Source organism: Buchananella sp. 103232, assembly GCF_058725725.1.
The window spans coordinates 1-21,922 of record NZ_JBZXJM010000033.1 but is presented as its reverse complement, the minus strand read 5'-3'; the positions used below and the strand labels follow the sequence as shown (position 1 = coordinate 21,922).

12 protein-coding genes and 3 tRNA genes are annotated in these 21,922 nt (G+C 69.2%); 7 read left to right on the top strand and 8 right to left on the bottom strand.

From position 1 onward, the window contains the following. Nucleotides 1-15: 15 nt before the first annotated feature. Complete coding sequence (gene leuC / locus AC4PWQ_RS05230) at nucleotides 16-1,422, bottom strand: 3-isopropylmalate dehydratase large subunit (protein ID WP_371152509.1); 1,407 nt, start codon at nucleotides 1,420-1,422, stop codon at nucleotides 16-18. Between the two features lie 82 nt (nucleotides 1,423-1,504). Between leuC and AC4PWQ_RS05225 the strand changes: the two genes are divergently transcribed. After that, complete coding sequence (locus AC4PWQ_RS05225) at nucleotides 1,505-2,233, top strand: IclR family transcriptional regulator (protein WP_371152510.1); 729 nt, start codon at nucleotides 1,505-1,507, stop codon at nucleotides 2,231-2,233. 16 nt (nucleotides 2,234-2,249) lie between these two features. On the opposite strand, the gene AC4PWQ_RS05220 is transcribed toward AC4PWQ_RS05225, so the two are convergent. The 4 genes from AC4PWQ_RS05220 to AC4PWQ_RS05205 form a co-directional block, all read right to left on the bottom strand. Continuing rightward, the gene (locus AC4PWQ_RS05220; RefSeq protein ID WP_371173926.1) at nucleotides 2,250-3,413 is read right to left on the bottom strand and encodes a glycosyltransferase family 4 protein; all 1,164 of its coding nucleotides are present in this window, start codon (nucleotides 3,411-3,413) and stop codon (nucleotides 2,250-2,252) included. A 102-nt stretch (nucleotides 3,414-3,515) separates the two neighbouring features. Then, a tRNA-Glu gene (locus AC4PWQ_RS05215) sits at nucleotides 3,516-3,588 on the bottom strand. Nucleotides 3,589-5,011: 1,423 nt separating this feature from the next. Then, nucleotides 5,012-5,084: transfer RNA gene (locus AC4PWQ_RS05210), tRNA-Glu, on the bottom strand. A gap of 37 nt (nucleotides 5,085-5,121) precedes the next feature. After that, nucleotides 5,122-5,193: transfer RNA gene (locus AC4PWQ_RS05205), tRNA-Gln, on the bottom strand. A gap of 720 nt (nucleotides 5,194-5,913) precedes the next feature. Here AC4PWQ_RS05205 and AC4PWQ_RS05200 point away from each other — a divergent pair. Together AC4PWQ_RS05200 and AC4PWQ_RS05195 are read left to right on the top strand one after the other, a co-directional pair. Then, nucleotides 5,914-9,063, top strand: a complete 3,150-nt coding sequence (locus tag AC4PWQ_RS05200; protein WP_492089983.1) for a cell wall-binding repeat-containing protein — start codon at nucleotides 5,914-5,916, stop codon at nucleotides 9,061-9,063. Between the two features lie 246 nt (nucleotides 9,064-9,309). Further along, nucleotides 9,310-12,876: a cell wall-binding repeat-containing protein gene (locus tag AC4PWQ_RS05195; RefSeq protein WP_492089982.1), complete on the top strand. Its 3,567-nt coding sequence runs from the start codon at nucleotides 9,310-9,312 to the stop codon at nucleotides 12,874-12,876. Nucleotides 12,877-12,943: 67 nt separating this feature from the next. On the opposite strand, the gene gltX is transcribed toward AC4PWQ_RS05195, so the two are convergent. After that, on the bottom strand, nucleotides 12,944-14,443 hold the full coding sequence (gene gltX, locus AC4PWQ_RS05190) for a glutamate--tRNA ligase (RefSeq protein WP_371152515.1): 1,500 nt from the start codon (nucleotides 14,441-14,443) through the stop codon (nucleotides 12,944-12,946). An 823-nt stretch (nucleotides 14,444-15,266) separates the two neighbouring features. On the opposite strand from gltX, the gene AC4PWQ_RS05185 reads away from it, so the two are divergent. The 3 genes from AC4PWQ_RS05185 (at nucleotide 15,267) to AC4PWQ_RS05175 (ending at nucleotide 17,838) form a co-directional block, all read left to right on the top strand. Continuing rightward, complete coding sequence (locus AC4PWQ_RS05185) at nucleotides 15,267-15,938, top strand: hypothetical protein (protein WP_492089981.1); 672 nt, start codon at nucleotides 15,267-15,269, stop codon at nucleotides 15,936-15,938. Nucleotides 15,939-16,189: 251 nt separating this feature from the next. Next, entirely contained in the window at nucleotides 16,190-16,654 is a 465-nt protein-coding gene (locus tag AC4PWQ_RS05180; RefSeq protein ID WP_371152517.1) for a hypothetical protein, read from the top strand. After that, complete coding sequence (locus AC4PWQ_RS05175; protein ID WP_492089980.1) at nucleotides 16,651-17,838, top strand: aminotransferase class I/II-fold pyridoxal phosphate-dependent enzyme; 1,188 nt, start codon at nucleotides 16,651-16,653, stop codon at nucleotides 17,836-17,838. Before AC4PWQ_RS05180 ends, AC4PWQ_RS05175 begins: the two co-directional genes overlap by 4 nt. Nucleotides 17,839-17,966: 128 nt before the next feature. On the opposite strand, the gene AC4PWQ_RS05170 is transcribed toward AC4PWQ_RS05175, so the two are convergent. Further along, a complete protein-coding gene (locus AC4PWQ_RS05170; RefSeq protein ID WP_492089979.1) occupies nucleotides 17,967-18,731 on the bottom strand; it encodes a fumarylacetoacetate hydrolase family protein in 765 nt (254 codons plus the stop codon). A gap of 75 nt (nucleotides 18,732-18,806) precedes the next feature. Here AC4PWQ_RS05170 and AC4PWQ_RS05165 point away from each other — a divergent pair, with 75 nt between their 5' ends. Then, nucleotides 18,807-20,423 (top strand): heparan-alpha-glucosaminide N-acetyltransferase domain-containing protein, encoded by a 1,617-nt coding sequence (locus AC4PWQ_RS05165; protein WP_492089978.1) that lies wholly within the window; start codon nucleotides 18,807-18,809, stop codon nucleotides 20,421-20,423. A 93-nt stretch (nucleotides 20,424-20,516) separates the two neighbouring features. Here AC4PWQ_RS05165 and AC4PWQ_RS05160 read toward each other — a convergent pair. After that, nucleotides 20,517-21,922 (bottom strand): alanine/glycine:cation symporter family protein (locus AC4PWQ_RS05160; protein WP_492089977.1); only part of this gene is annotated, 1,406 nt, incomplete at its 5' end.

The window sequence follows — 21,922 nt, the reverse complement described above, 5'->3', positions numbered from 1 at the left end:
TTATTCTCCTCGGGCTCAGGCGGGCAGGTCGGACGGGGCGGCCAGGTGCCCCAGCAGGGCGGTGGCGGCGGCAACGGGGGGCGAGACCAGGTGGGTGCGGCCGCCCGGGCCCTGACGTCCCTCGAAGTTGCGGTTGGAGGTGGAGGCGCAGCGCTCCCCCGCCGTGAGCTGGTCCGGGTTCATGCCCAGGCACATCGAGCAGCCGGCGTTGCGCCACTCCGCTCCGGCCCTGATGAAGATCTTGTCCAGGCCCTCAGCCTCTGCGGCCAGGCGTACCTTGGCCGACCCGGGCACTACCAGCATGCGCAGCCCCTCCTTGATCCGCTTACCGTCCAGGATCGCGGCGGCGGCCCGCAGGTCCTCCAAGCGGCCGTTGGTGCAGGAACCCAGGAAGACCGTGTCTACCTTGATGTCCTTCATCCGCATGCCCGGGCGCAGGTCCATGTACTCCAGCGCGCGGCGGGCGGCGGCGCGGTCCGTCTCGTCTTCGAAGGACTCGGGGTCCGGCACCGTCTGGTGCAGCGGCACGCCCTGCCCGGGGTTGGTTCCCCAGGTCGCAAAGGGCGTGATGTTTGCGGCCTCGAGCACCACTTCGGTGTCGAAGACGGCGTCGTCATCCGTGCGCAGCTCGCGCCACGCCGCCACGGCGGCGTCCCAGTCCTCCCCCTGCGGGGCGTGCGGGCGCCCCTTGAGGTAGGCGAAGGTGGTCTCGTCGGGGGCCACCATGCCGGCGCGGGCACCGGCCTCGATGGACATGTTGCAGACGGTCATCCGCTGCTCCATCGTCATCTCCTCAAAGGCCTGCCCCCGGTACTCGATCACGTGGCCCGCACCGCCACCCGTGCCGATCTTGGCGATCACGGCAAGGATGACGTCCTTGGCCGTGGTGCCCTCCGGCAGGGACCCGTTGACCGTCACGCTCATGGTCTTAAAGCGCTTCAGGGGCAGCGTCTGGGTGGCTAGCACGTGCTCGACCTCGGAGGTGCCGATTCCCATCGCCAGGGCGCCGAACGCACCGTGCGTGGAGGTGTGGGAGTCGCCGCACACCACGGTCATGCCGGGCTGGGTCAGGCCAAGCTGGGGGCCCACCACGTGCACGATTCCCTGCTGCGCGTCCCCCAGGGAGTGGATGCGCACGCCAAACTCGGCGCAGTTCTTCCGCAGCGTCTCAATCTGCAAGCGGGAGATCGGGTCAGCGATGGGCTGGTCGATGTTCTGCGTCGGGGTGTTGTGGTCCTCCGTAGCGATGGTCAGGTCGGGACGGCGCACCGGCCGCCCCTCCATGCGCAGGCCATCGAAAGCCTGCGGGGAGGTGACCTCGTGAACCAGGTGCAGGTCGATGTAGAGCAGGTCGGGCTGGCCCTGCGCACCAGCGCGCACCACGTGTTGCTGCCACACCTTTTCTGCGAGCGTCTTGCCCACCGAACACCTCCACAGGTCCGTGAATAGAAATTCACTCCACCGATTGCTTGCATCTCAGTTACTGAGATGGCAATATCATCTCATGGACGAGACGAACTCTTCAAGTGGAATCGGAGTGCTGGACAAGGCCGTGGCCTTGCTGGACGCCCTTGAGGGCGGCCCCGCCACGCTAGCTCAGCTTGTTGCAGCAACCCACCTCACCCGACCCACCGCCCACCGCCTCGCGGTGGGACTTGAACACCACCGCCTAGTGTCGCGGGACTCCCACGGCCGCTTTGTACTGGGTCCCCGCCTGGCGGAGCTTGCCGCAGCCGCTGGAGAGGATCGCCTCCTGGCCTGCGCCGGCCCCGTCCTGGCCATGCTGCGCGACCACACCGACGAGTCCGCACAGCTCTACCGCCGGCAGGGAGACCACCGCATCTGCGTGGCCGCAGCGGAACGCCCCTCCGGCCTGCGAGACTCCGTGCCCGTGGGTGTCACCCTGTCCATGCTGGCCGGCTCCGGCGCCCAGGTACTGCTGGCCTGGGAGGACCCCGACCGCCTGCACGCCGGACTCAAGGGAGCATCGTTCACCGCCACCACCCTGTCCGGGGTGCGCCGGCGCGGCTGGGCCCAGTCCGTCTCGGAGCGCGAGGCCGGCGTCTGCTCCGTCTCCGCCCCAGTGCGAGGCAAGGGCGGACGCGTCATCGCCGCCGTCTCGATATCTGGACCCATCGAGCGCATGGGCCGCCAGCCCGGGCGCATCTACGGCGAGATGGTGGCCGCCGCCGCCAACCGGCTCTCAGAGCTACTGGTCCAGGCCGGGCACTGATCGGCGCGCCTAGCCGCTACGCCCACCTGAGATTTCGCCGGCGCGCGACGGCGCGCCCGTAAGCGTCCATGACCCACCGCAAAGCCTCATCCTGCGAATACGGGATGGGGCTTTGCCGGTTGTTCCGCTTCAGCCTGTCCAAAAGCTCCGGCCGCGCCAAGAGCGCGGCCAGGTGATCCGCCAGCTCCGCGTCGCTCCCGGCCAGCAGGCCGTGCTCGCCATGCGTGATGAAATCGTCCATCCCGGTGCCCGCGCGGCCCACCACCGCCAGGCCCGCAGCGCGCGCCTCCAACGGAGAAAGACCAAAGGCCTCGTCCAACCGGGCGGTGAGGTAGACATCGCAGTCGCGGTAAAGCGCGGCCAGGTCGCCGCGGTCCACCCGCCCACGCAGCTCAATCAACCCCCGCTCGTCGTGACGGGCAAGCCGAGCACGCAACGCCCCCAGCTCGGGGCCGTCGCCGCAGAGAATGAACCGCGCCCGCGCGCCAGGCACGCGCCTGGCCGCCTCCAGGAAAGCCGCAGCCATCACCTCGGGACGCTTCGCCTTCACGATCCGCACGGCGCTAACCACCGTCACCACCCGCTCGCCGGCGGAAGCACCGGGCGGCGGCGCGGCAACGTCGTCCCCCTCACTCGCCCCAATCCAGGCCGATAAATCGATCGCGTTCGGCAGCACGCCAACAGACTTCGCGCCGCACAGCTCAACCCGCCCAGCGGCCAGGCCGGAAACCGCCGTCAGCTCGGCGCCGCGCTCCTGCCACCTACGCACCCACCCCAAGCGAGCAGCCACGCCGGCCACCCGCATCGGCACCGTGCTGTGCCACGTCACCAGCACGGGGATCCCCAAGCAAAGAGCGGCCTCGATGCCCGGCCAAGCAAACACGCTGATCACGCCGGCGTGCACGTGGACGACGTCCGGCCGCAGAGCGCCCAGCTGCGCCCTCAAGCGCCGAAACGCAAACGCCGCCGCCGGAAAGCGCCTCGGCAGGGGCGACGTTACGCGCACCACCTCGAACGGATCGGGCCAGCGCGCGCCGGCCACACCATCGCGGTCGGGAGTCGCGGTCAGCACCGTCACCTCGTGTCCGGACGCGTGCTGGGCGGTGGCTAGCTCCCGCACCAGCGTCTCGATGCCGCCCAACCGGGGCGTGTAGCAGTCGCTAATGTGCACAATCCGCATGAGTCGAAGTGTTGCACACGCGCCACGGGAGCTGGCCGGAAACAGGGTTAGTGGCCCGGAGACGAAAGCGGCCCGGAGAAAACTCCGGGCCGCCTCAATTTGTAGCCCCGACCGGATTCGAACCGGCGCCGCCGCCTTGAGAGGGCGGTGTCCTAGGCCGCTAGACGACGGGGCCACTCGCTTGCGCGAACAGGTGAAACATTAGCGACCCGCACGGGGCCAGCGCCAATCGAACGCCCGTGAAATGACACACAGGCCCAGCGGGTGGGGGCGGGGTTGCGGGGCGGCGGGGATGCGGGGCGCCGGGTAATCCACGCGGGCGGAGACTCGCGTAACGCGCTCGCTGCTCGTGCGAGGCGCAGCCATCGGGCTTGCGCAAACGATCGCGCCTTTGCCCGACCAGTTGAGCCTTTGTGGCTCCTCCTGAGCCCTAATGTGACCTCTTGATGCGCTACGACACGTCCTAAGGGCTCAGGAGCTGCAACAAAGACGCATCCGCTGCACGAACGGCTCAAGAGGTACAAGAAAGACGCAACTGTTTGCGCAACCTACTCCAGCGCCCGCCTCCCGGAGGCGGGCGCCGCCACACCGCTCAGGACACGCCCACCGCAGCCGGAGCATTGGTGTGGGCACCTTACTGACGGGCGTCAGCGTCGCCCCTGAATCCCGTCAGTCTCGCCCGGCCCGGCACACTCCGGGGACCACGCCGGCCCGCCCCGGGGACCGGAGCTCCTGGCGGACTGGAACGACCACCTCGCGAGCTGAACCGACCACCCCGAGGACCGGGCCGAGCACTGTTGCGCAAACGGTTGTAGGGTTTCCCGACCTCTTGAGCTCTTGGTGCAGCTGTTGAGCTTTTGGTGCACCGATTGAGGGGTTACCCGGCCGGGTAAGCCTACGACTGGTTCACTAAGCCTACGACTGGTTCACTAAGCCCACGAGAGGTACACCAACCCTACGAGAGGTGCGCTAAGCCCTCGATCGCTTGCGCACACCCGCACCTACCGCTAGCACCAGCGCCTCCTAACGCGACCACAATGCCCATCCCCAGCCCCCAAGCTCGCAAATGCTGCAACGGGGTACATCCGACCGACCGGTGCCACGCCCCCAAGCGGTCGGATGTACCCCGACCGCACGCTTGTACGCTCGGGGGTAACCCGCAGCGGCCACCAAGGAACGCCGGCACGACAACCCGACGGTGGGCGGAACGTCGGCCACCACGGGCGGCCCCCACGGGGATCGGCGTGTTACCGGGCGGCGAGTGGAACGTCGGCCACCCAGAACGCCGGCGCGAAAACCCGACGGCAGGCGGAACGTCGGCCACCACGGGCGGCCCCCACGGGGATCGGCGTGTTACCGGGCGGCGAGTGGAACGTCGGCCACCCAGAGCGCCGGCACGACAACCCGACGGTGGGCGGAACGTCGGCCACCACGGGTGAAAAGGCCGGGCGGCCTCTACCGGCCAAGCCGGGCAGCCGCGCTCCCAGCCCTTAGCGCCCGGCCTATTCCCATTTCCCCTACCGTTGGAGACGGCGGGACAGGCCCGCTACCGAACGTGAAAGCGGCCCGGAGGAAAACCTCCGAGCCGCTTCGATTTGTAGCCCCGACCGGATTCGAACCGGCGCCGCCGCCTTGAGAGGGCGGTGTCCTAGGCCGCTAGACGACGGGGCCACTTGGCTCTTTCGAGCCGCGCGATTTAACTCGCGAGCTGGGGTACCAGGACTCGAACCTAGACTAACTGAACCAGAATCAGTCGTGCTGCCAATTACACCATACCCCAAGGGTTTTGACTCTCCCGGCCCGACATAAGCCCGGCTGCGAGCGCCGGATGTGAACGTTACACGAGGGGTGCCGATCCCGGCAAATCCCCGGGGAGTAATCCACGCCACCTTCCCGCGCACGCTGCTCGCCACGCGACACCATTCACCGCAACCGGTAACGCCGCCCGCCAGAGCACGGCCCGCCACTATGGCCGACGTCCCTCCCGCCGCAGCCACCAAACACCCAAGCCCGCCCCGCCGCCACGGCGGACGCAGGCCGGCCCCACCAACACACCCAACCGGACGCACCGTCCCACCCCACCCCGCACCCTCAACCCCGAACCTCGCCCCACCCGCCACCGGCAGTCCCCGACCCGCACCCGACCCCAAACGCCCCTTTACCCCGCGCCACGAGCCCCGGCCACCACCTAGCGCCCCCTCCGACAGGGGCGCTCGCGCCCCACCCCACCCCCGCACGCCCAGCGATAGATAGCGCAAATCACCGCGTGGCAACCGACACGCCGCCGCAAGCGCCCCGATTTGCGCGAGACGCGCCACAGTCGTCAGACATCTGTCACATATTCCGAGAAATCTCGGTAAACGGACAGCTTTACCGGTTAACTAGCGCACGGCTGCCGCTCACGAAAGGAGTAATCATGCGCCGCCCTCGCCGGTCCCTACTGGCCCCCATTTCGCTCTCAATCGGCTTGATTCTGCCAGCGACATTGGCCAGTCCTTCCTTGGCTACCGAGTCCCCCCTCCCACTGGCGGGGGAGCCCGCCACTTCCTCCCCGCCCCTTTGGACCGACACCGGGAGCGCGGACGAGGACGAGGACGGCGAACTGCGCAGCCTGCTGATTCCGGCGCTTCCCCCGCAAGACCCACTTCCCGGCTCCGGCTCCCCGAATGAGCCGGCCCCCTCCCTACCGCCGCAAGCCCCCTCCCCGGATGAGCCGGCCCCCTCGGATCCACAAGCACCGCAAGCCCCCGACCCGCTCGGTCCCAACGAGTTCGTTCACCCGTGCAATCGGGCGATCGTCCCCACGTGTTCCTTGCAGGAGTCCACTTACGTGGATCTGGGCCTGGAGTTGGGCCCCGGCCCCCGCGCCCGCGTGCCGGTGCGGCTGGTCCAGAACCAGGTCCGCGCGCAGGCGATGAATGAGATGCGCGCGATGCGCACCAGGATGTGGGCCGCCAACCCGCCCTACAACGGCCGCCCGCTGCGCACAGTTCTTGCCGAGCATGGCATCACTTCCGCCCAGGCGTTCGCCAACCAGCCCCAGTGGGACAACGACGCGGAGCGAATCTCCATCCAGCGCGCCGCAGAGCAGAGCATTAGCGGCATCACCCACGACCGCCCCTCCGGGCACAGCATCTTTGCTCTCGGGGTGAGCGGCGGGCAGGGCTTGGGTTCTGAGAACCTCGCGTGCGCGGAGGGGTTCATGACCAGCGCGCAGGGCATGAGCCAGTTCGAGGCGGAGCTGGCGGACCTGATTCGCCACAACGGCAGCTTCAACACCGCGACCGGTCACCTGCATACGCTGCTCAACCCGACTAAGGTCCGCCACGCCTTCTCGCTGACCGACCAGACCCATTTCACGAACCACAGCGTGCGCGCGCAGGGCAACACCTCGCCGGCCCCGGTCGGGGATGGCTGCTATTCCTTCGACGTCCCGCTGCCCTCGGGCACTGCGGTCAAGCTCTCTGACCCGGGTGTGCTGGGCGTGGGCGACACCGCAACGCTGCTGCCTACCGGGGTCTTCAACAAGCGCGAGCTGGTCATGGTGGGCACGTTCTCTTCGTCGGCTCCTGACGTCGTCCAGGTGGACCAGCAGACGGGCGAGATGCGGGCCAAGGCGCCCGGGTCTGCGGTGATCACCTTCCGCACGGCGGGTGCGGACAGCGTGCACACTCGGACGATCACGGTTTCCGCCGGCACCGTGCCGACGCTGAAGCTGGCCGGCCGGCGCGCCCTGTTGCCCGGCCTGGACGACGTTGCCGTGGTGAGCGCCACCGTGAACGGCGCCGAGACTCAGGTGACCGGCCGTTTTTCCACGGACGCGCCGGAGATCATCGCGGTCGACCCGGTTTCGGGCGTCTACCGTGGCTTGACCCCGGGCAAGGCGCGCGTGATCTTCACGGCCGTCCCGAGCGGCAGGGTCACCTCCATGGAGGTGCGGGTTGAGCAGGTCAAGCGTTATTCGTGGACGTGGTCTGCCAGCAACGCCGGCTTGTCCGGCACCCTGGTGGTGCGCTTGGCTTCGGCCAACCTGAACGAGGTGGTGCCGGGCAAGTTCGTGGTTGCCCCGGAGTCTTTCGGTAAGGCGACGATTGATCTCGACACGGGTTCCTTCCACCTGAACAACACCGGCAAGGTCTGGTTCGAGTATTCCGTTCCGGGCACGGACATCTTCAAGCGCATCGCTATCGACGTGCAGCCTGGCCTGGAGCTGACCGGCCCGAACGTGGTGAAGGTGGGCCAGAGTATCAAGCTCAAGCGCGCCCTGAATCAGGGGCCGGGTTACGAGGTCGGGGAGCTTACCTCTTTGACGCCTCAGCTGCTTGAGGTGCACAACACCGACCAGGTGCGGGGCTTGGCTCCGGGTAGCGGCCGGGTGCGCTTGTCCTATTCGTCGTGGTGGGTGGATTTCGACATCCGCGTGGAGCCCGGCCCGGGCGGCAATCCTGTATTGCCCACGCCGTCGAATGGTCCGGCCACGCCTTCCGCGCAGCCTTCGGTTTCGGTGTCGCCTACGACGTCGCCCTCTAACCCGTCCGTTCCCTCGGCGCCCTCCACGCCATCCGCCACACCGTCCGCCTCGCCAAAACCGCCGGCGCCCACCGACGCACCGGCCAACCCCAGCACCGCCCCTACCGCCTCGCCAAAACCGCCGGCCCCCACCGGCGCACCGGCCACCCCCAGCACCACCCCTACCGCCAGCGCGCCGGCCACCCCGACGCCGCCCGCAGTGACGAGCCGGGTGGTGCGCCTGGCAGGCAACAACAGGGTGGACACGGCCATCGCCGTCGCTCAGGCCCAGGCCCCCGCCAGCACCGCCATCCTGGCCACGGGTAACAGCTACGCCGACGCGCTGAGCGCCGCCGGGCTCTCCCGGGTGCTGGACGCGCCGATCTACCTGACGGCGAGTTCCTCCGGCCTGGAGAGCCAGGTGGTGGCCTCGATGCGCCGGCAGGGCGTGCGCCACGTGGTGATCCTGGGAGGGCACGGCTCGGTGCCGCTCGCGGTGGAGCGCACCGTGCTGAACTCCGGCATGACCGTTGAGCGCATCGCGGGCGCCAGCCGCACGGACACCTCGCTGCGGGTGGCCCAGCGCGCGATCAGCGTGAACGGCGCGGCCGTGAAACGAGTCTTCGTCACGGATGGAACCAACTTCCCTGATGGTCTGGCCGCGGGGGCAGCGTCGGCCAATGCGCAGGCAATCACGGTGCTAACCAATGGGTCCAGCCTGCCCGCCGCCACTGCCGCGTTCCTGCGGGAGCAGTCCCGGTTCCGGGCGGTGGACGTGCTGGGCGGCAAGGCCAACACGGCCCTGCAGCAGGCCTCTGTGCAGCCGGCGAAGCGGTTCCTGGGGGCGTCGCGCTACGAGACGGCCTACCGGGTGGCAAAGGCGTTTGCCTCCCCCGCCGCCCCCAATCGGGCCATCCGCGTGGTGATCGCCAACGGCAACCATTTCGCTGACGCGTTGGCGGCCTCGGCGCTGACGGCCCGTGAGGGAGGGGTGCTGCTGTTGAGCACGGCGTCGACGCTGGAGGGCTATGCCGCTTCCTACCTGATGCAGCTCTCCGGCCCCGTGCACGCCTACCTGGCAGGGGGTGAAAACTCCCTTTCCACCCGGGTGGAGAACTCGGTTCGCCTAGCCGTGGACTGATCTCCCGCCCTGGCGGAGGGCCTGCGTTCAAAACCCCAGTCTCGTGCGGGTTTGGGCGCAGCCATGCCAAATACAAGCTGACAGCGCGCCAGAAAGAGCTTGGGGGCGCCCCCACCACGCCCCTCCTGCGGGCCGAGCCACGCCGCCAATCGGCTCACGACGAGCCGACGCGACCCCAGGCCGAGCCCAGCGACAGGCCGCCCCCTCACCCGCCAAGAAATAACTACAAAACCGAAAGGAGTAACGATGCGCAACAAGAAATTGCCATCCCTACTCGCCGCTTCCATAGCGGTATGTCTCAGCCTCCCGGCCGCACTCGGCAGCGCCGCCGCCTTCGCCCAGGAGCCCCCCACCCCAGACGCCGCCGCGAACAGTTTTGAACAGGTGGACGACGCTGCCCACCAGGCGCCCCTGCTCACCGAGCCGCTCCTCGATGCCGACACCGAGGCAGACCGGGACGGCGCGGGCAACCACCAGTCGAACACCGCCTCCGGGCCAGGCGGGCAGGCCACGCCGCAGAACCTCACCCACCCGTGCTACCAGCCCACTATCCCCAGCTGCACCCTGCGGCAGTCCACCTACGTGGACCTCGGCACGGATCTGGGCACGGGACTGCTTGCGCGCGTCCCCGTCCAGCTACACCAGGACGACGTTCGCGCGCGGGCAATGGACGACTTCCGCAACCTGCGCCGCAGGATGTGGCAGACCAACCCGCCCTACAACGGGCGCCCGTTGCAGACCGTGCTGCGGGAGAAGGGCATCACCAGCGCCGAGCAGTACGCCAGCATGGTGTCTTGGGACAACGACGCCGAGCGCATCTCCCTGCAGCGCGCCGCCGAGCAGGTGCTGAGCGGAATCACCCACACCCGACCGGTGCGCACCAACCTGTTCGGGCTCAAGGTGCTGGGCGGGCAGTCCCTCTACACGGAGAACCTGGCCTGCAGCGTCGGCACGATGACGCCGTTCGCGGGCTTGACCCTGTGGGAGGACGAGCTGATCTACCTGCAGGACGACAACGGCGCGTTCAACTTCCGCACCGGCCACCTGCACACCCTGCTCAACCCGGCCTACACCCACCACGCCTTTGCGCAGAGCGACCAGACCCACTACGTAAACCACTCGGTGCGCAGCGGGGGCAACACCCCGGCCGCGCCCGTGGGCAACGGCTGCTACGCCATCGATGTGCCGATCCCCGGCGACAGCTCCGTCCAGTTCGAGCCGATCAGCACCCTGGGGGTCGGGGAAAAGGCGTTCGCCACCGTCACCTCCTCCTTCAGCACCCGCACCGTTGCCCTCGCCGGGCGCTACACCTCCTCCCGCCCCGACGTGGCCCAGGTGGACGAGACCACCGGCGAGATCACCGCGCTGACCGGCGGGCAGGCAACGATCTCCTTCACCCCCACCAACTCCAGCAACACGGTGACCCAGGTGGTGCAGGTATCCGCCGCCCCCGTCCCGCAGCTCTCACTGGCCGTCCGCAGCGACCTGCTGGAGGGATCGTTCGAGACGCCCGTCGTCACGGCGCTCGTGGACGGACAGGAGGCCTCGGTGACGGGCCGCTTCAGCACTGACGCGCCCAACGTCATCTCGATCGACGCGAACACCGGCCGCTTCCAGGCCATCTCCCCCGGCCGAGCACGAATCATCTTCACCGCCAGCCCCTCCGGGCGCATCGCCGAAGCGACCGTGAACGTCCACAAGATCAGAACCGTTCGATGGAGCTGGGGCGACAGTGTGGTGGGCTCCACCGGTGTCTTCACCGTCTACGGCAGCTCCGGGGACATCACCGAGCAGCTCTCCGGCGAGTTCAGCCTCGGCACCGACTCCCTCGATCTGCTCACCGTGGACCGCGAAACCGGCGAGTTCCACTTCGTCAAGCCCGGCAAGGCCAAGCTCTTCTTCTCCATCCCGGGCACCATGTTCTTCCGCACCCTAACCGTCCAGATCCGCCCCGGCCTTGAGCTGCGCGGCCCCAGGACCGTCCGCGTCGGTGAGGTCATCAACCTGGTGCGCACGTTCGGCAGCGACGACGACACCCCCTTCGCCACCCTGGAATCCCTCACCCCAGACCTGCTGCGGATCGAGAACTCGAACCAGGCGCGCGGTCTAGCACCCGGCGTCGCACGCGTGAAGCTCTCCTCGTTCCACTACTGGATCGAAGAGGAGATCACCGTGCTGCCCGCGCTGCCGGGTTCTGAGCCGACCGCGTCGGCGACCGCGTCGGCGTCGGCGACCGCGTCGGTGTCTGCGCCGGCGACTACGCCCGTGGCCCCGCCGGTCAAGCCCTCGGCCACCCCGAGCGCCACCGCAACCCCGAAGCCGTCGGCCTCCGCCACTGCGAAGCCGACCGCCACCGCCAAGCCCCCGGTCAAGCCCTCGGCCACCCCGAGCGCCACCGCAACCCCGAAGCCGTCGGCCTCCGCCACCGCGAAGCCGACCGCCACCGCCAAGCCGAGTGCTTCCGCCTCGACCTCGGCCTCGGCGACCCCGCCGGTCAAGCCCTCGCCCACCCCGAGCGCAACCGCCACCGCGAAGCCCTCGGCCTCCGCCACTGCGAAGCCGACCGCCACCGCCAAGCCCCCGGTCAAGCCCTCGGCCACCCCGAGCGCAACCGCCACCGCGAAGCCGACCGCCACCGCCAAGCCCCCGGTCAAGCCCTCGGCCACCCCGAGCGCCACCGCAACCCCGAAGCCGTCGGCCTCCGCCACTGCGAAGCCGACCGCCACCGCCAAGCCGAGTGCTTCCGCCTCGACCTCGGCCTCGGCGACCCCGCCGGTCAAGCCCTCGCCCACCCCGAGCGCAACCGCCACCGCGAAGCCCTCGGCCTCCGCCACTGCGAAGCCGACCGCCACCGCCAAGCCCCCGGTGGCGCCGCCTCCGCCGCCGAAGGTGGAAAGCCAGGTAGTCCGGCTCTCGGGCTCCGACCGCGTCGCCACGGCAGTCTCGATCGCGCAGGCACAGGAAAGCTCGGAGGTCGCCCTCCTCGCAACGGGTAACAGCTACGCGGACGCGCTGAGCGCTGCGGGCCTGTCGCGAGTACTGGACGCGCCGATCTACCTGACGGTCAACCGCTACGCGCTCGAGCCGAGCGTGCTGAACTCGATGCGCACGCAGGGAACACGGCGCGTGGTCATCCTGGGCGGCAACGGTTCTGTGCCTGCCGGGGTGGAGGCCAGCCTGCGCCGCGCCGGGATGGGCGTGCAGCGCATCGCGGGCTCTGACCGGTTCGACACCTCAATCCAAATCGCTCAGCAGGCCCTGGCGGTGAGCGGTTCTAGCATCGAGCGGATCTTCGTCACCGACGGCAACAACTTCCCCGACGGCCTGGCAACGGGCGCGGCCTCTCACAACGCCCGGGCGATCACCGTGCTCTCGCGCGGCAGCACCCTCCCGGCCAGGACGGCGGCGTTCCTGCGGCAGCAGAGCAGCCAGCGAGCGATTGCGGTCCTGGGTGGGGGCGCGCAGACCGCGCTACGCAACGCACGCATCCCGATGTCCCAGCACTTCGTGGGCTCCTCCAGGTATGAGACCGCCTACCTGCTGGCCACCGCGTTCCCGCCTGCGCAGGTCTCCGCCTCGCACCCGGCCCGGGTGGTGATCGCAAACGGCAACAACTTCGCCGACGCCCTGGCGGCCTCTGCCCTCACGGCCCGCAGCGGTGGCGTGCTGCTGCTCAGCGCCGCTCCCACCCTCGACGGGCACGCCGACCGCTTCCTGCGCAGCCTGAAGCGACCGGTCCACGCCTACCTGGTGGGCGGGGAGAACTCCCTGTCCAACCACGTGGAGAACACGGTGCGCCAAGCTATCCGCTAATCCGCGTAGGTGAAGCAAGGGGGCGGGAGGAGAGCAACAGCTCTCCTCCCGCCCCTCAGCTCACGCATCAGAGAGATGCAGCCAGCGCCTCCAGACGGGAAACGCAGACATCCTTGCCCAGGACCTCCATGCACTCAAACAGCGGCGGGGAGACCTGACGGCCCGTGATCGCCACGCGCAGCGGACCGAACGCAAAGCGCGGCTTGATGCCCATCTCGTCCACCAGCACGGCCCGCAGAGACTCCTCCAGGCGGGCGGCAACGAACTCGCCCTCGCCCAACTCACCGAGCGCACGCAGGGAGGCCGCCAGCACCTCGGCCGCCTCCGGGCGCAGCTTGGCGCGAGCGTCGTCCTCCACACTCACCGGGCCGTCGGTGAACAGGAAGCCCACCATGCCGGGCACCTCACCGAGCAGCTGGACCCGGGACTGCACCAACGGAGACACGGCAGACAGGATCTCCCGCTCACGCTCACTCAGGTCGGCGAAGCAGGGGGCGGCCACGAGGCCAGCGTCGTGCAAGTAAGGCACGCAACGGTCGCGGAAATCATCCTCATCCAGGCGGCGCAGGTGCTCGGCGTTGATCGCGATGCACTTCTTGGGGTCAAAGCGGGCCGGGTTCGGGTTGACGTCGTGCACGTCAAACGCCGCCACCATCTCCTCCATCGAGAACACGTCGTTGTCCGGGGAGATGGACCAGCCCAGCAGCGCCAGGTAGTTGGTCAAGCCCTCCGGGATCATGCCGCGCTCGCGGTGCAGCAGCAGGTTCGACTCCGGGTCCCGCTTGGAGAGCTTCTTATTGCCCTCGCCCATCACGTAGGGCAAGTGACCAAACTCCGGCACCCCCTTCGAGATGCCCAACTCCACCAGAGCGCGGTGCAGCACGATCTGGCGAGGCGTGGAAGAAAGCAGATCCTCGCCGCGCAGCACGTGGGTGATCTCCATCAGCGCGTCGTCAATCGGGTTGACCAGCGTGTAGAGCGGCTGGCCGTTACCGCGCACGATCGCGTAGTCCGGCACGCTGCCCGCCTTGAACGTGATCTCGCCGCGCACCAGGTCGGTGAACGTGATGTCCTCATCGGGCATGCGGATACGCAACACCGCCTCGCGGCCCTCGGCACGGTAGGCGGCCTTCTGCTCCTCGCTCAGGTCGCGGTCAAAACCGTCGTAACCCAGCTTCGGGTCGCGCCCGGCGGCGCGGTGACGAGCCTCGATCTCATCCGGGGTGGAGAAGGACTCATACGCGTAGCCGCCCTCCAGCAGCTTGGCTGCCACGTCCTTGTAAATGTCCATGCGCTGCGACTGACGGTAGGGACCGTGCGGGCCGCCCACGTCGATGCCCTCATCCCAGGTCAGGCCCAGCCAACGCAGGGAGTCCAGGATGGCCGCGTAGCTTTCCTCGCTGTCGCGCGCTGCGTCCGTGTCCTCGATGCGGAAAACAAAGGTGCCCCCAACGTGCCTGGCGTAGGCCCAGTTGAAGAGGCAGGTGCGCACCATGCCCACGTGCGGGGTGCCAGTGGGAGATGGGCAGAAACGAACGCGAACCGGAGAAACTGCTGCAGTAGTCATGATGGGGATAAGTCTATGACCGCTGCCGCCCAGGTGGAATACAGGCGCCGGTCAGCGGCTCAGTTCAAATCTCGCGCCTCGCGGGGCCCGCCAACCCGGGCCTGGGGGCGAAGGGGCCGCCCTGGCCGGACTGCTCGGTGGAGCGACCCAGCCAACCCGGGCCTGGGGCGAAGGGGCCGCCCTGGCCGGACTGCTCGGTGGAGCGACCCAGCCAACCCGGGCCTGGGGGCGAAGGACTTCGACGCCGGGCCAGTGATCGTTGCGCAAACGGTTGTAGGGTTTCCCGACCTTTTGAGCTGTTGGTGCAGCTGTTGAGCGTTTGGTGCACCGATTGAGGGGTTACCCGGCCGGGTAAGCCTACGACTGGTTCACTAAGCCTACGAGAGGTACACCAACCCTACGAGAGGTGCACTAAGCCCTCAATCGCTTGCGCACACCCGGCACCTACGGCGAGCACCGGCGCCCCATCGAGGCCCACAGCACCCATCCCCGGCCCCCAAGCTCGCAAATGCTGCAACGGGGTACATCCGACCGACCGGTGCCACGCCCCCGAGCGGTCGCATGTACCCCGACCGCACGCTTGTGAGCTCGGGGGCACCCCGCCGCCGCCGTCACACCCGCCGCGGCCGTCACACCCGCCGCGGCCGCACCCACCCCAACCGCACTCCCGCAGCGGCCACACCCGCACCCAACCGCACGCCCGCACGCCCGCGCCTACCAGCCCCAGCGGCCCCGGACACGCCCAACCCCGCTGTGCGATTTCACACCAGGTCTCTGTGGATATTCCTAGTCCCCAAAATCGCACCCCCAGTAGCCTGGAGGCATGAAACGTTCTCTGATTGCCCTGACGGCGAGTGCCGCCCTGCTCCTGTCTGCCTGCTCCAGCCAGGGGGACAACACGCCTGATGCGACTGCGGCTGCCCCGTCCGCCGCCGCTTCTGAGGCCGCCTCCGAGTCCGCCTCTGCTGCCCCCGAGGTCTCTACCACGGAGGCGGCGTCCGAGTCCGTTTCTGCTGAGGCCACGCAAGGCGCTGCCGCTGCCGGCGAGCTGGCCCTGGCCGTCCCGGAGGTGGACGGTTTCACCCCGCTGGCTATCGAGCCGCCCAAGAAGATCTCTTTCAACACCCCGTCGGGTTGCCTGGTGGCGACCGGTGTGGATGCCCCGCCGCCGTTCGAGGGTGCCACCGACCGGGCCGCCTCCGAGCACGCGTTGGAGCACATCGCTGAGGCCATCGGTGGCGGCACTGTGGTGTCCAAGGACGCGATCCAGGAGGTGAAGATGGCTGATGGCACCCAGATGCTCATGCGCTCCGTGACCCTGGAGAAGGACGGCCTCCAGGTTCCGATGGTTATTGGTATCCGCATCGACGTGGAGTCGAACAAGGCGATCCACTTCCTGGGCGCGTGCCAGGACAAGTCCGCCTTCGACGTCACCGAGGCGACTACCTTTATCTCTTCCCTGCGCTTGGAGTCCGGCAACCCCGGTTCTCTCTGATTCTGACTGCCGGGCGTGCGCCTGGCTAGTTGCCTGGACGGCGCGGTTGTGTTCTTGCACGGCCGCGCCGTCCGCCTTTTTGCGTCGCCTGAGCCTCTAGTCTTGTGGGCATGAGTTTTGCGCCAGTTGCACGACGCCGCCGTCGTGCCGCCCTCCTTGCCAGTGCCGCCGCGTGTACCGCCTTGCTTGGGGCTTGTGCTTTTCCGTCCGCCGGGTCTGCCGGATCTGCCGGTTCTCAGCAGGCGGCCCCGGTGGAGGCGCCGCCGCTGACGCTGGTGCGGCCGGAGTTGGAGGGCTGGAACACGTTGCAGGAGAACAACGCGTCCTTCGAGCTCTCGGGGCCGTCCTCCTGCCACTACGTGGGCACCGCGTTCAAGTTGGACACTGATCTGCCCGCGGACTCTGATGAGTCCGCCACGCTCGCCTACCTGGACAAGCAGCTGGAGCGGATCAATCAGCAGGCGGAGCTGAAGGAGCGCAGCGAGCCGCGCGCGATGAGGGGCGCGGATGGCACCGAGTTCATGGCGGTGGAGTTCATGAACCGGCCCCGGCTCACGTCGAAGTCTTACGGGGCGATCGCGGCGCGCGTGGACGTGGAGTCCGGTTCGATGCTGGTGGGGCTGGCGGTGTGCGACGCCATGGATTTTGCTCCCACGGAGTGGAAGGACTTCGTGGGTGGCCTTCGCGTTGCTGGTGGCGAGGCTGGCGGGCTATGAGCGTGTTCGATGATGTGACGCGCCAGGAGCGGGAGCGGGATGCTTCCTTGAAGTGGTCGCGCACCCCGGGCGCGATTGGGGCGTGGGTGGCGGAGATGGACTTCCCTGCCCCGCCGCCGGTGCTAGCGGCGGCGGCCGCCCGCGTGACTAGCGCCCACCTGGGCTACCCCACGCCCGCTGAGACCGCCGAGCTGCGCTCCGCGACGTGCGATTTTGTGCGGGACACCTTCGGTTGGCAGATCGAGTGCTCGAACGTCTACTTGGCGGCCGACGTCCTGTCCGGTCTGGTGGAGATGATTCGGCGCCTGACCCGCCCGGGTAGCGCGGTGGTGGTCCCCACGCCGGCGTACATGCCGTTCCTGACGCTGCCGGCCACGGAGGGCCGCGAGGTGATCGAGGTGCCCTGCTCCCCGGATGAGTCTGGCGTGTACCGGCTGGACCTGGAGGGAATCGAGGACGCGCTTAAGGCGGGGGCGGGCCTGGTGGTGCTGTGCAACCCGTGGAACCCGGTGGGGCGGGTGCTGTCCCGCACCGAGTTGGAGGAGTTGCGCGACGTGGTCGGCCGCTACGACGCGCTGGTCTTTGCCGACGAGATCCACGCCCCGCTGGTCCACTCCCCCAGTGCCGGGGCGGGCCACGTGCCCTACGCCAGCCTGCCGGGGGCGGCCGCGCACACGGTCACCGCGCTGGCGGCTACCAAGGCGTTCAACATCCCGGCGCTGCGCTGCGCCCAGCTGATCGTCACGGACGCGAACCTGGCCGGGCGGTTTGCGACCTCGCTGCACCTGCTCGCCTCGCAGCACTCGCCGGTGGGGGCGGCCGCGAGCGCGGCCGGCTACAGCCGCGCTCGCGGCTGGCTGGCCTCCCTGAACGACTACCTGGCGGGAAACGCCCGTGTCTTTGCCCGCGAGCTAGGGGCCTGCCCCCTGCTGCGCACCTTCCCCATCGAGGGCACCTACCTGGCGTGGGTGGACGCCACCGCGCTGGCCCAGCTGCTGCCCGAGGGCAGAAGCGTCCACGACGTGGTGGTCAAGGAGGCCCTGGTGGACGTGAACAACGGCGGGGCCTGCGGTAGCGCGTACGCCGATTACTTCCGCGTCAACCTGGCCACCTCGCGGGAGCTGGTCACGCAGCTGGCCCGCCAGATCGCCGCTGCGGCCAACGCCTACGCCCAAGCGGGCTGATCTCCCCCGCCCGCCAGCCGCCGGCCGCTGCCCTGCGCCCGTCTGCCCCAAGCGGGCCCACGAGCCCGGGGCGAAAACAGCGGCGGCGGGCCCACCAGCCCGCCGCCGCCCCTTCCCTTCCCGCGCCGTTACAGCGCGATCACGGGGTTGGAGAAGGAACCGATCCCGGAGACCTCCACGTCCACGCGCTGCCCGGCCTTGACGCGGGCGGCCGGGGCGGGCGCGCCGCACAGCAGCACGTCCCCGGGCAGCAGGGTCATGACGGCAGAGACCTCCGCAACGACGCGGGCGGCGTCCCAGGCGGCGTCGGCCATCTTGGCCTCGCTGACCACCTGGCCGTCCACGTAGGTGCGCAGCACGGCCGCGGCCGGGTCGAACTCGTCGGCCAACGCGATCCACGGCCCGAGCGGGCAGGAGGTGTCCCAGCTCTTGGCGCGGGTCCACTGCCCGTCGGCGTCCTGGGCGGTGGCGCTGGTGAAGTCCGCAGCCGCCGTGTAGCCCAGGATCACGGCGGCCGCGTCGGCCTGCGCCACGTTCTTGCACAGCGACTTGATCACCACAGCCAGGTGCGTCTCCACGTGCAGCTCGCACGCCCACGCCGGCGGGTTTACCGGCACGTCGGGCCCGATCACGGCGGTGTTCGGCTTGGCGTACAGGAAGGGGGCGGCCGGGGCGGCAGCGTCGTCCACCGGGAAATTGCCGGCCACGCCGATCACCTTCGAGCGCGGGATCACGGGCGAGAGCAGGCGGACCTCGTCCACGCTGGTGATCTCACCGCGCGGCTTGGTGCCGCCGAAAAGGGGGTCGCCGTCCAGCACCACGATCCGGTCGGAGTCCGGCTCCAGCACGCCGTAGGCGGGAACGTCTGCAAGGGAAAAACGAGCAATGCGCATGGTATGAGGATACGGGCGGCGCGTTCATACCGACGCATGACCTGCAAACCGGCCGCGCCCATTTAGGCTCCCACCATGACAGATTCGATTCCCGCCCCCGGCCCGGTCCCCCCACGGGCCGCCGCGCAGATTGGGACTTCCTTGGTGGACGACGCTGCCGCCCCCACCGCCCCGCCCACGCAGGCCGCCCTCCCGGTGGACCAGGCCGCCCTGCCAGCCCACGCTAATGCCCCGGAGAGCAAGTCGCCGTGGACGCAGAAACCGCGCCCGTGGTGGCCCCAGCTGCGCAAGGGCCCCTACCTGGGCGGCGCGGGCCGCGTGACCGGCCTGGACGCGGCGCGCGGAATCGCACTGCTGGGCATGGTCATCGCCCACGCCGGCGCCATCGACGCGGTGGGCAACACGCCACGCTGGCTGGGTTTTGCGCACGGGCGCGCCTCCATCCTCTTCGCGATGGTGGCGGGCATCTCCCTGGCCATCATCACCGGCGGCACCAGGCCGCGCGAGGGCGAATACTTGCTGCGCGACCGTCTGCGGATCTTCACCCGCGCCGTGGTGCTGCTGGTGCTCGCCTCCGTGCTGGAGACCCTGGCCACCCCCATCGCCGTGATCCTGGGGGCCTACGCCCTCTGGTTCGTGCTCGCCCTGCCGTTCGTGCGGTGCAGCGTGCGCGCCCTCTTGGCCTGGGGGTTCTCGTTCGCCGCCCTCGGTAGCACCGCCATCTTCCTGGTCGAGGAGGCCTCGGTCAGGTTCGGCTACTATACCGGCGGCTCGCCCGGCAACGGCTTCCTGTCCATGCTCTTCGTCTCCGTCTACCCGGCGGTGGTCTGGATGGGCTTCGTCCTGATCGGCATGGCGATCGGGCGCAGCGACCTGACCAAGCCCAGGGTGCTGCTGGCCTACGGCGTCAGCGGCCTGCTCCTGTTCGCCGCCTTCGCCGCCCCGTTCGTTGCCAAGGACGGCGTCAACCCGCTGCTGCGCATCGACGTCGACAACGGCATTGTTGACCCCTTCGGCAGCTACCCGGGCATCAGCGTCCCGATCCCGCCGCAGCCCTCGCCCGAGCCACTCGGGCCGGACATCCGGGGCCTGGCGGCCGCCACCACCCCGCCCCCCGGGCTCGAGGAGGGCGTGACCGGAAACGACATCACCGCCCCCAGCGACTTCATGTGCATGGAGGACGGCGAGCTCTACCCCTGCACCGGCGAGGAGTTCGGCCGGATCACCACCACCTGGACCGAGGAGGACTGGCGCTACTACGACGGCCTGATGGGGCCGCAGGAGTTTGTCCCCGGGGAGGATTCTTCCTTCTGGCAGCGCTACGTCTCCCACGTCTTCACGATGGACCCCCACACGGGTTCCCCGTTTGAGGCCCTTTCCTCCGGTGGTTTCGCCATGGCCGTGATCGCCGGGTGTGTGGCGATCGGGCGGCGCCTGAAGTACGCGCTGGCCCCGCTGGCCGCGGTCGGCTCCATGTCCCTGACCGCCTACACCATCCACGTGGTAACCACGGCGGTGCTCACCAGCACTGGCTACAACAGCTCCAACGCGCCCCTGATCTGGCAGGCGGTCGGCCTGAGCGTATTCGCGCTGGTCTGGGCGTGGTTCTTCCAGCGCGGGCCGCTGGAGCAGGCCATGGCCTCCTGGGCCGATCGCGGCTCCTCGCTGCCGCGCAGCCGCGGCCGGGACTAGCCGCGCTGCCAAAACGGGGGAAGTCCCGGGACATCGCCGTAGATGTCCCGGGACTTCCTAGTTCCGCGCCCCGGTTGGCGGGGCCGGGTGGGTCTATTCCTTCTCGGCGTGGGTCACCCAGGCGTCGGTGGGCAGCAGGCGGGGCAGGCTCTCGCGGGCGGCCTCGTCGAACACCGGCTCCTCGATTCCCCGGGCACGCTGGGCGCGGTAGTTGCGCACCACGGCCAGCACCCAGGGGGAGAGCACGATGATGGTGAGCAGGTTGAGGATGCCGAGCAGGCCCAGGGCCACGTCGCTCATGGCCCACACGGTCTTCAGGCTGAACACGGTGCCCAGGCCGGCGGCGGCGGTGACGATCACGCCGTTGACCACGTGCAGGTCGCGCTTGCGGGAGAGGAAGTCGATGTTGACCTGGGAGTAGGAGTAGATGCCCAGCAGCGTGGAGTAGGCGAAGATCAGGATGATGATCGCCATCGGGGTGGCGGTCCAGGCGCCCAGACCGGCCCCGATCGCCTCCTGGGTGAGCACCGCGCCCCGGGAGGCCAGGTCCACGCCGGGGGCGTAGATCTCCGGGCCCGCCAACAGGATGGCGATGCCGGTGGTGGTGCACACCAGGATCGTGTCGATGAAGACACCCAGGGACTGGATAAGGCCCTGGCTGACCGGGTGGGCCACGGTGGCGGTGCCGGCCGCGTTGGCGGCCGTGCCCAGACCGGCCTCGTTGCTGAACACGCCGCGGCGGGCGCCGTTGAGGACGGTGGCGAGCACGCCGCCGGCGATGCCGCCCAGGGCCGGGTCCAGCCCGAAGGCGCCCCGGAAGATGTCAGAGAACACGCCCGGGACGGCGGTGATGTTGAGGGCCACGATCACGGCCACGGCGATCATGTAGACCACTGCCATGGCGGGGGCCAGCCACTCGGTGACGCGGGCAACGGACTTCACGCCGCCGATCACCACGGGCGCCACCAGCACCATCAGGCCGATGCCGGTGGCCCACATGGGCACGCCGTGGGTGGCGGAGAAGATCTCTGCCACCGTGTTGGCCTGCACCATGGTGACGCACAGGCCCACGGCGAAGATGAACAGGGACGCGAACACGCCACCTAGTGCCTTCGAGCCCAGGCCGTGCTCCATGTAGTAGGCCGGGCCGCCCCGGTAGGAGCCGTCGCGGTGGCGCACCTTGAACACCTGCGCCAGGGCGGACTCCGCCAGGGAGGTGGCCATGCCCAGCAGCGCCACCATCCACATCCAGAACAGCGCGCCCGGGCCGCCGTAGACCAGCGCGAGGGCCACGCCGGCGATGTTGCCGATGCCGACGCGGGAGGCGATGCCGACCGCGAAGGCCTGGAAGGAGGAGATGCCGTGGGAGGCGCGCCTGCTTCGCATCAGCGCGCGCAGAGCGTCGGGCATTAAGGTGAACTGGCCGCCGCGCATCAGGACGGTGAAGAAGATGCCCACCAGCACCAGTAGTCCCACCAGCACGTAGCCGTACAGGTAGT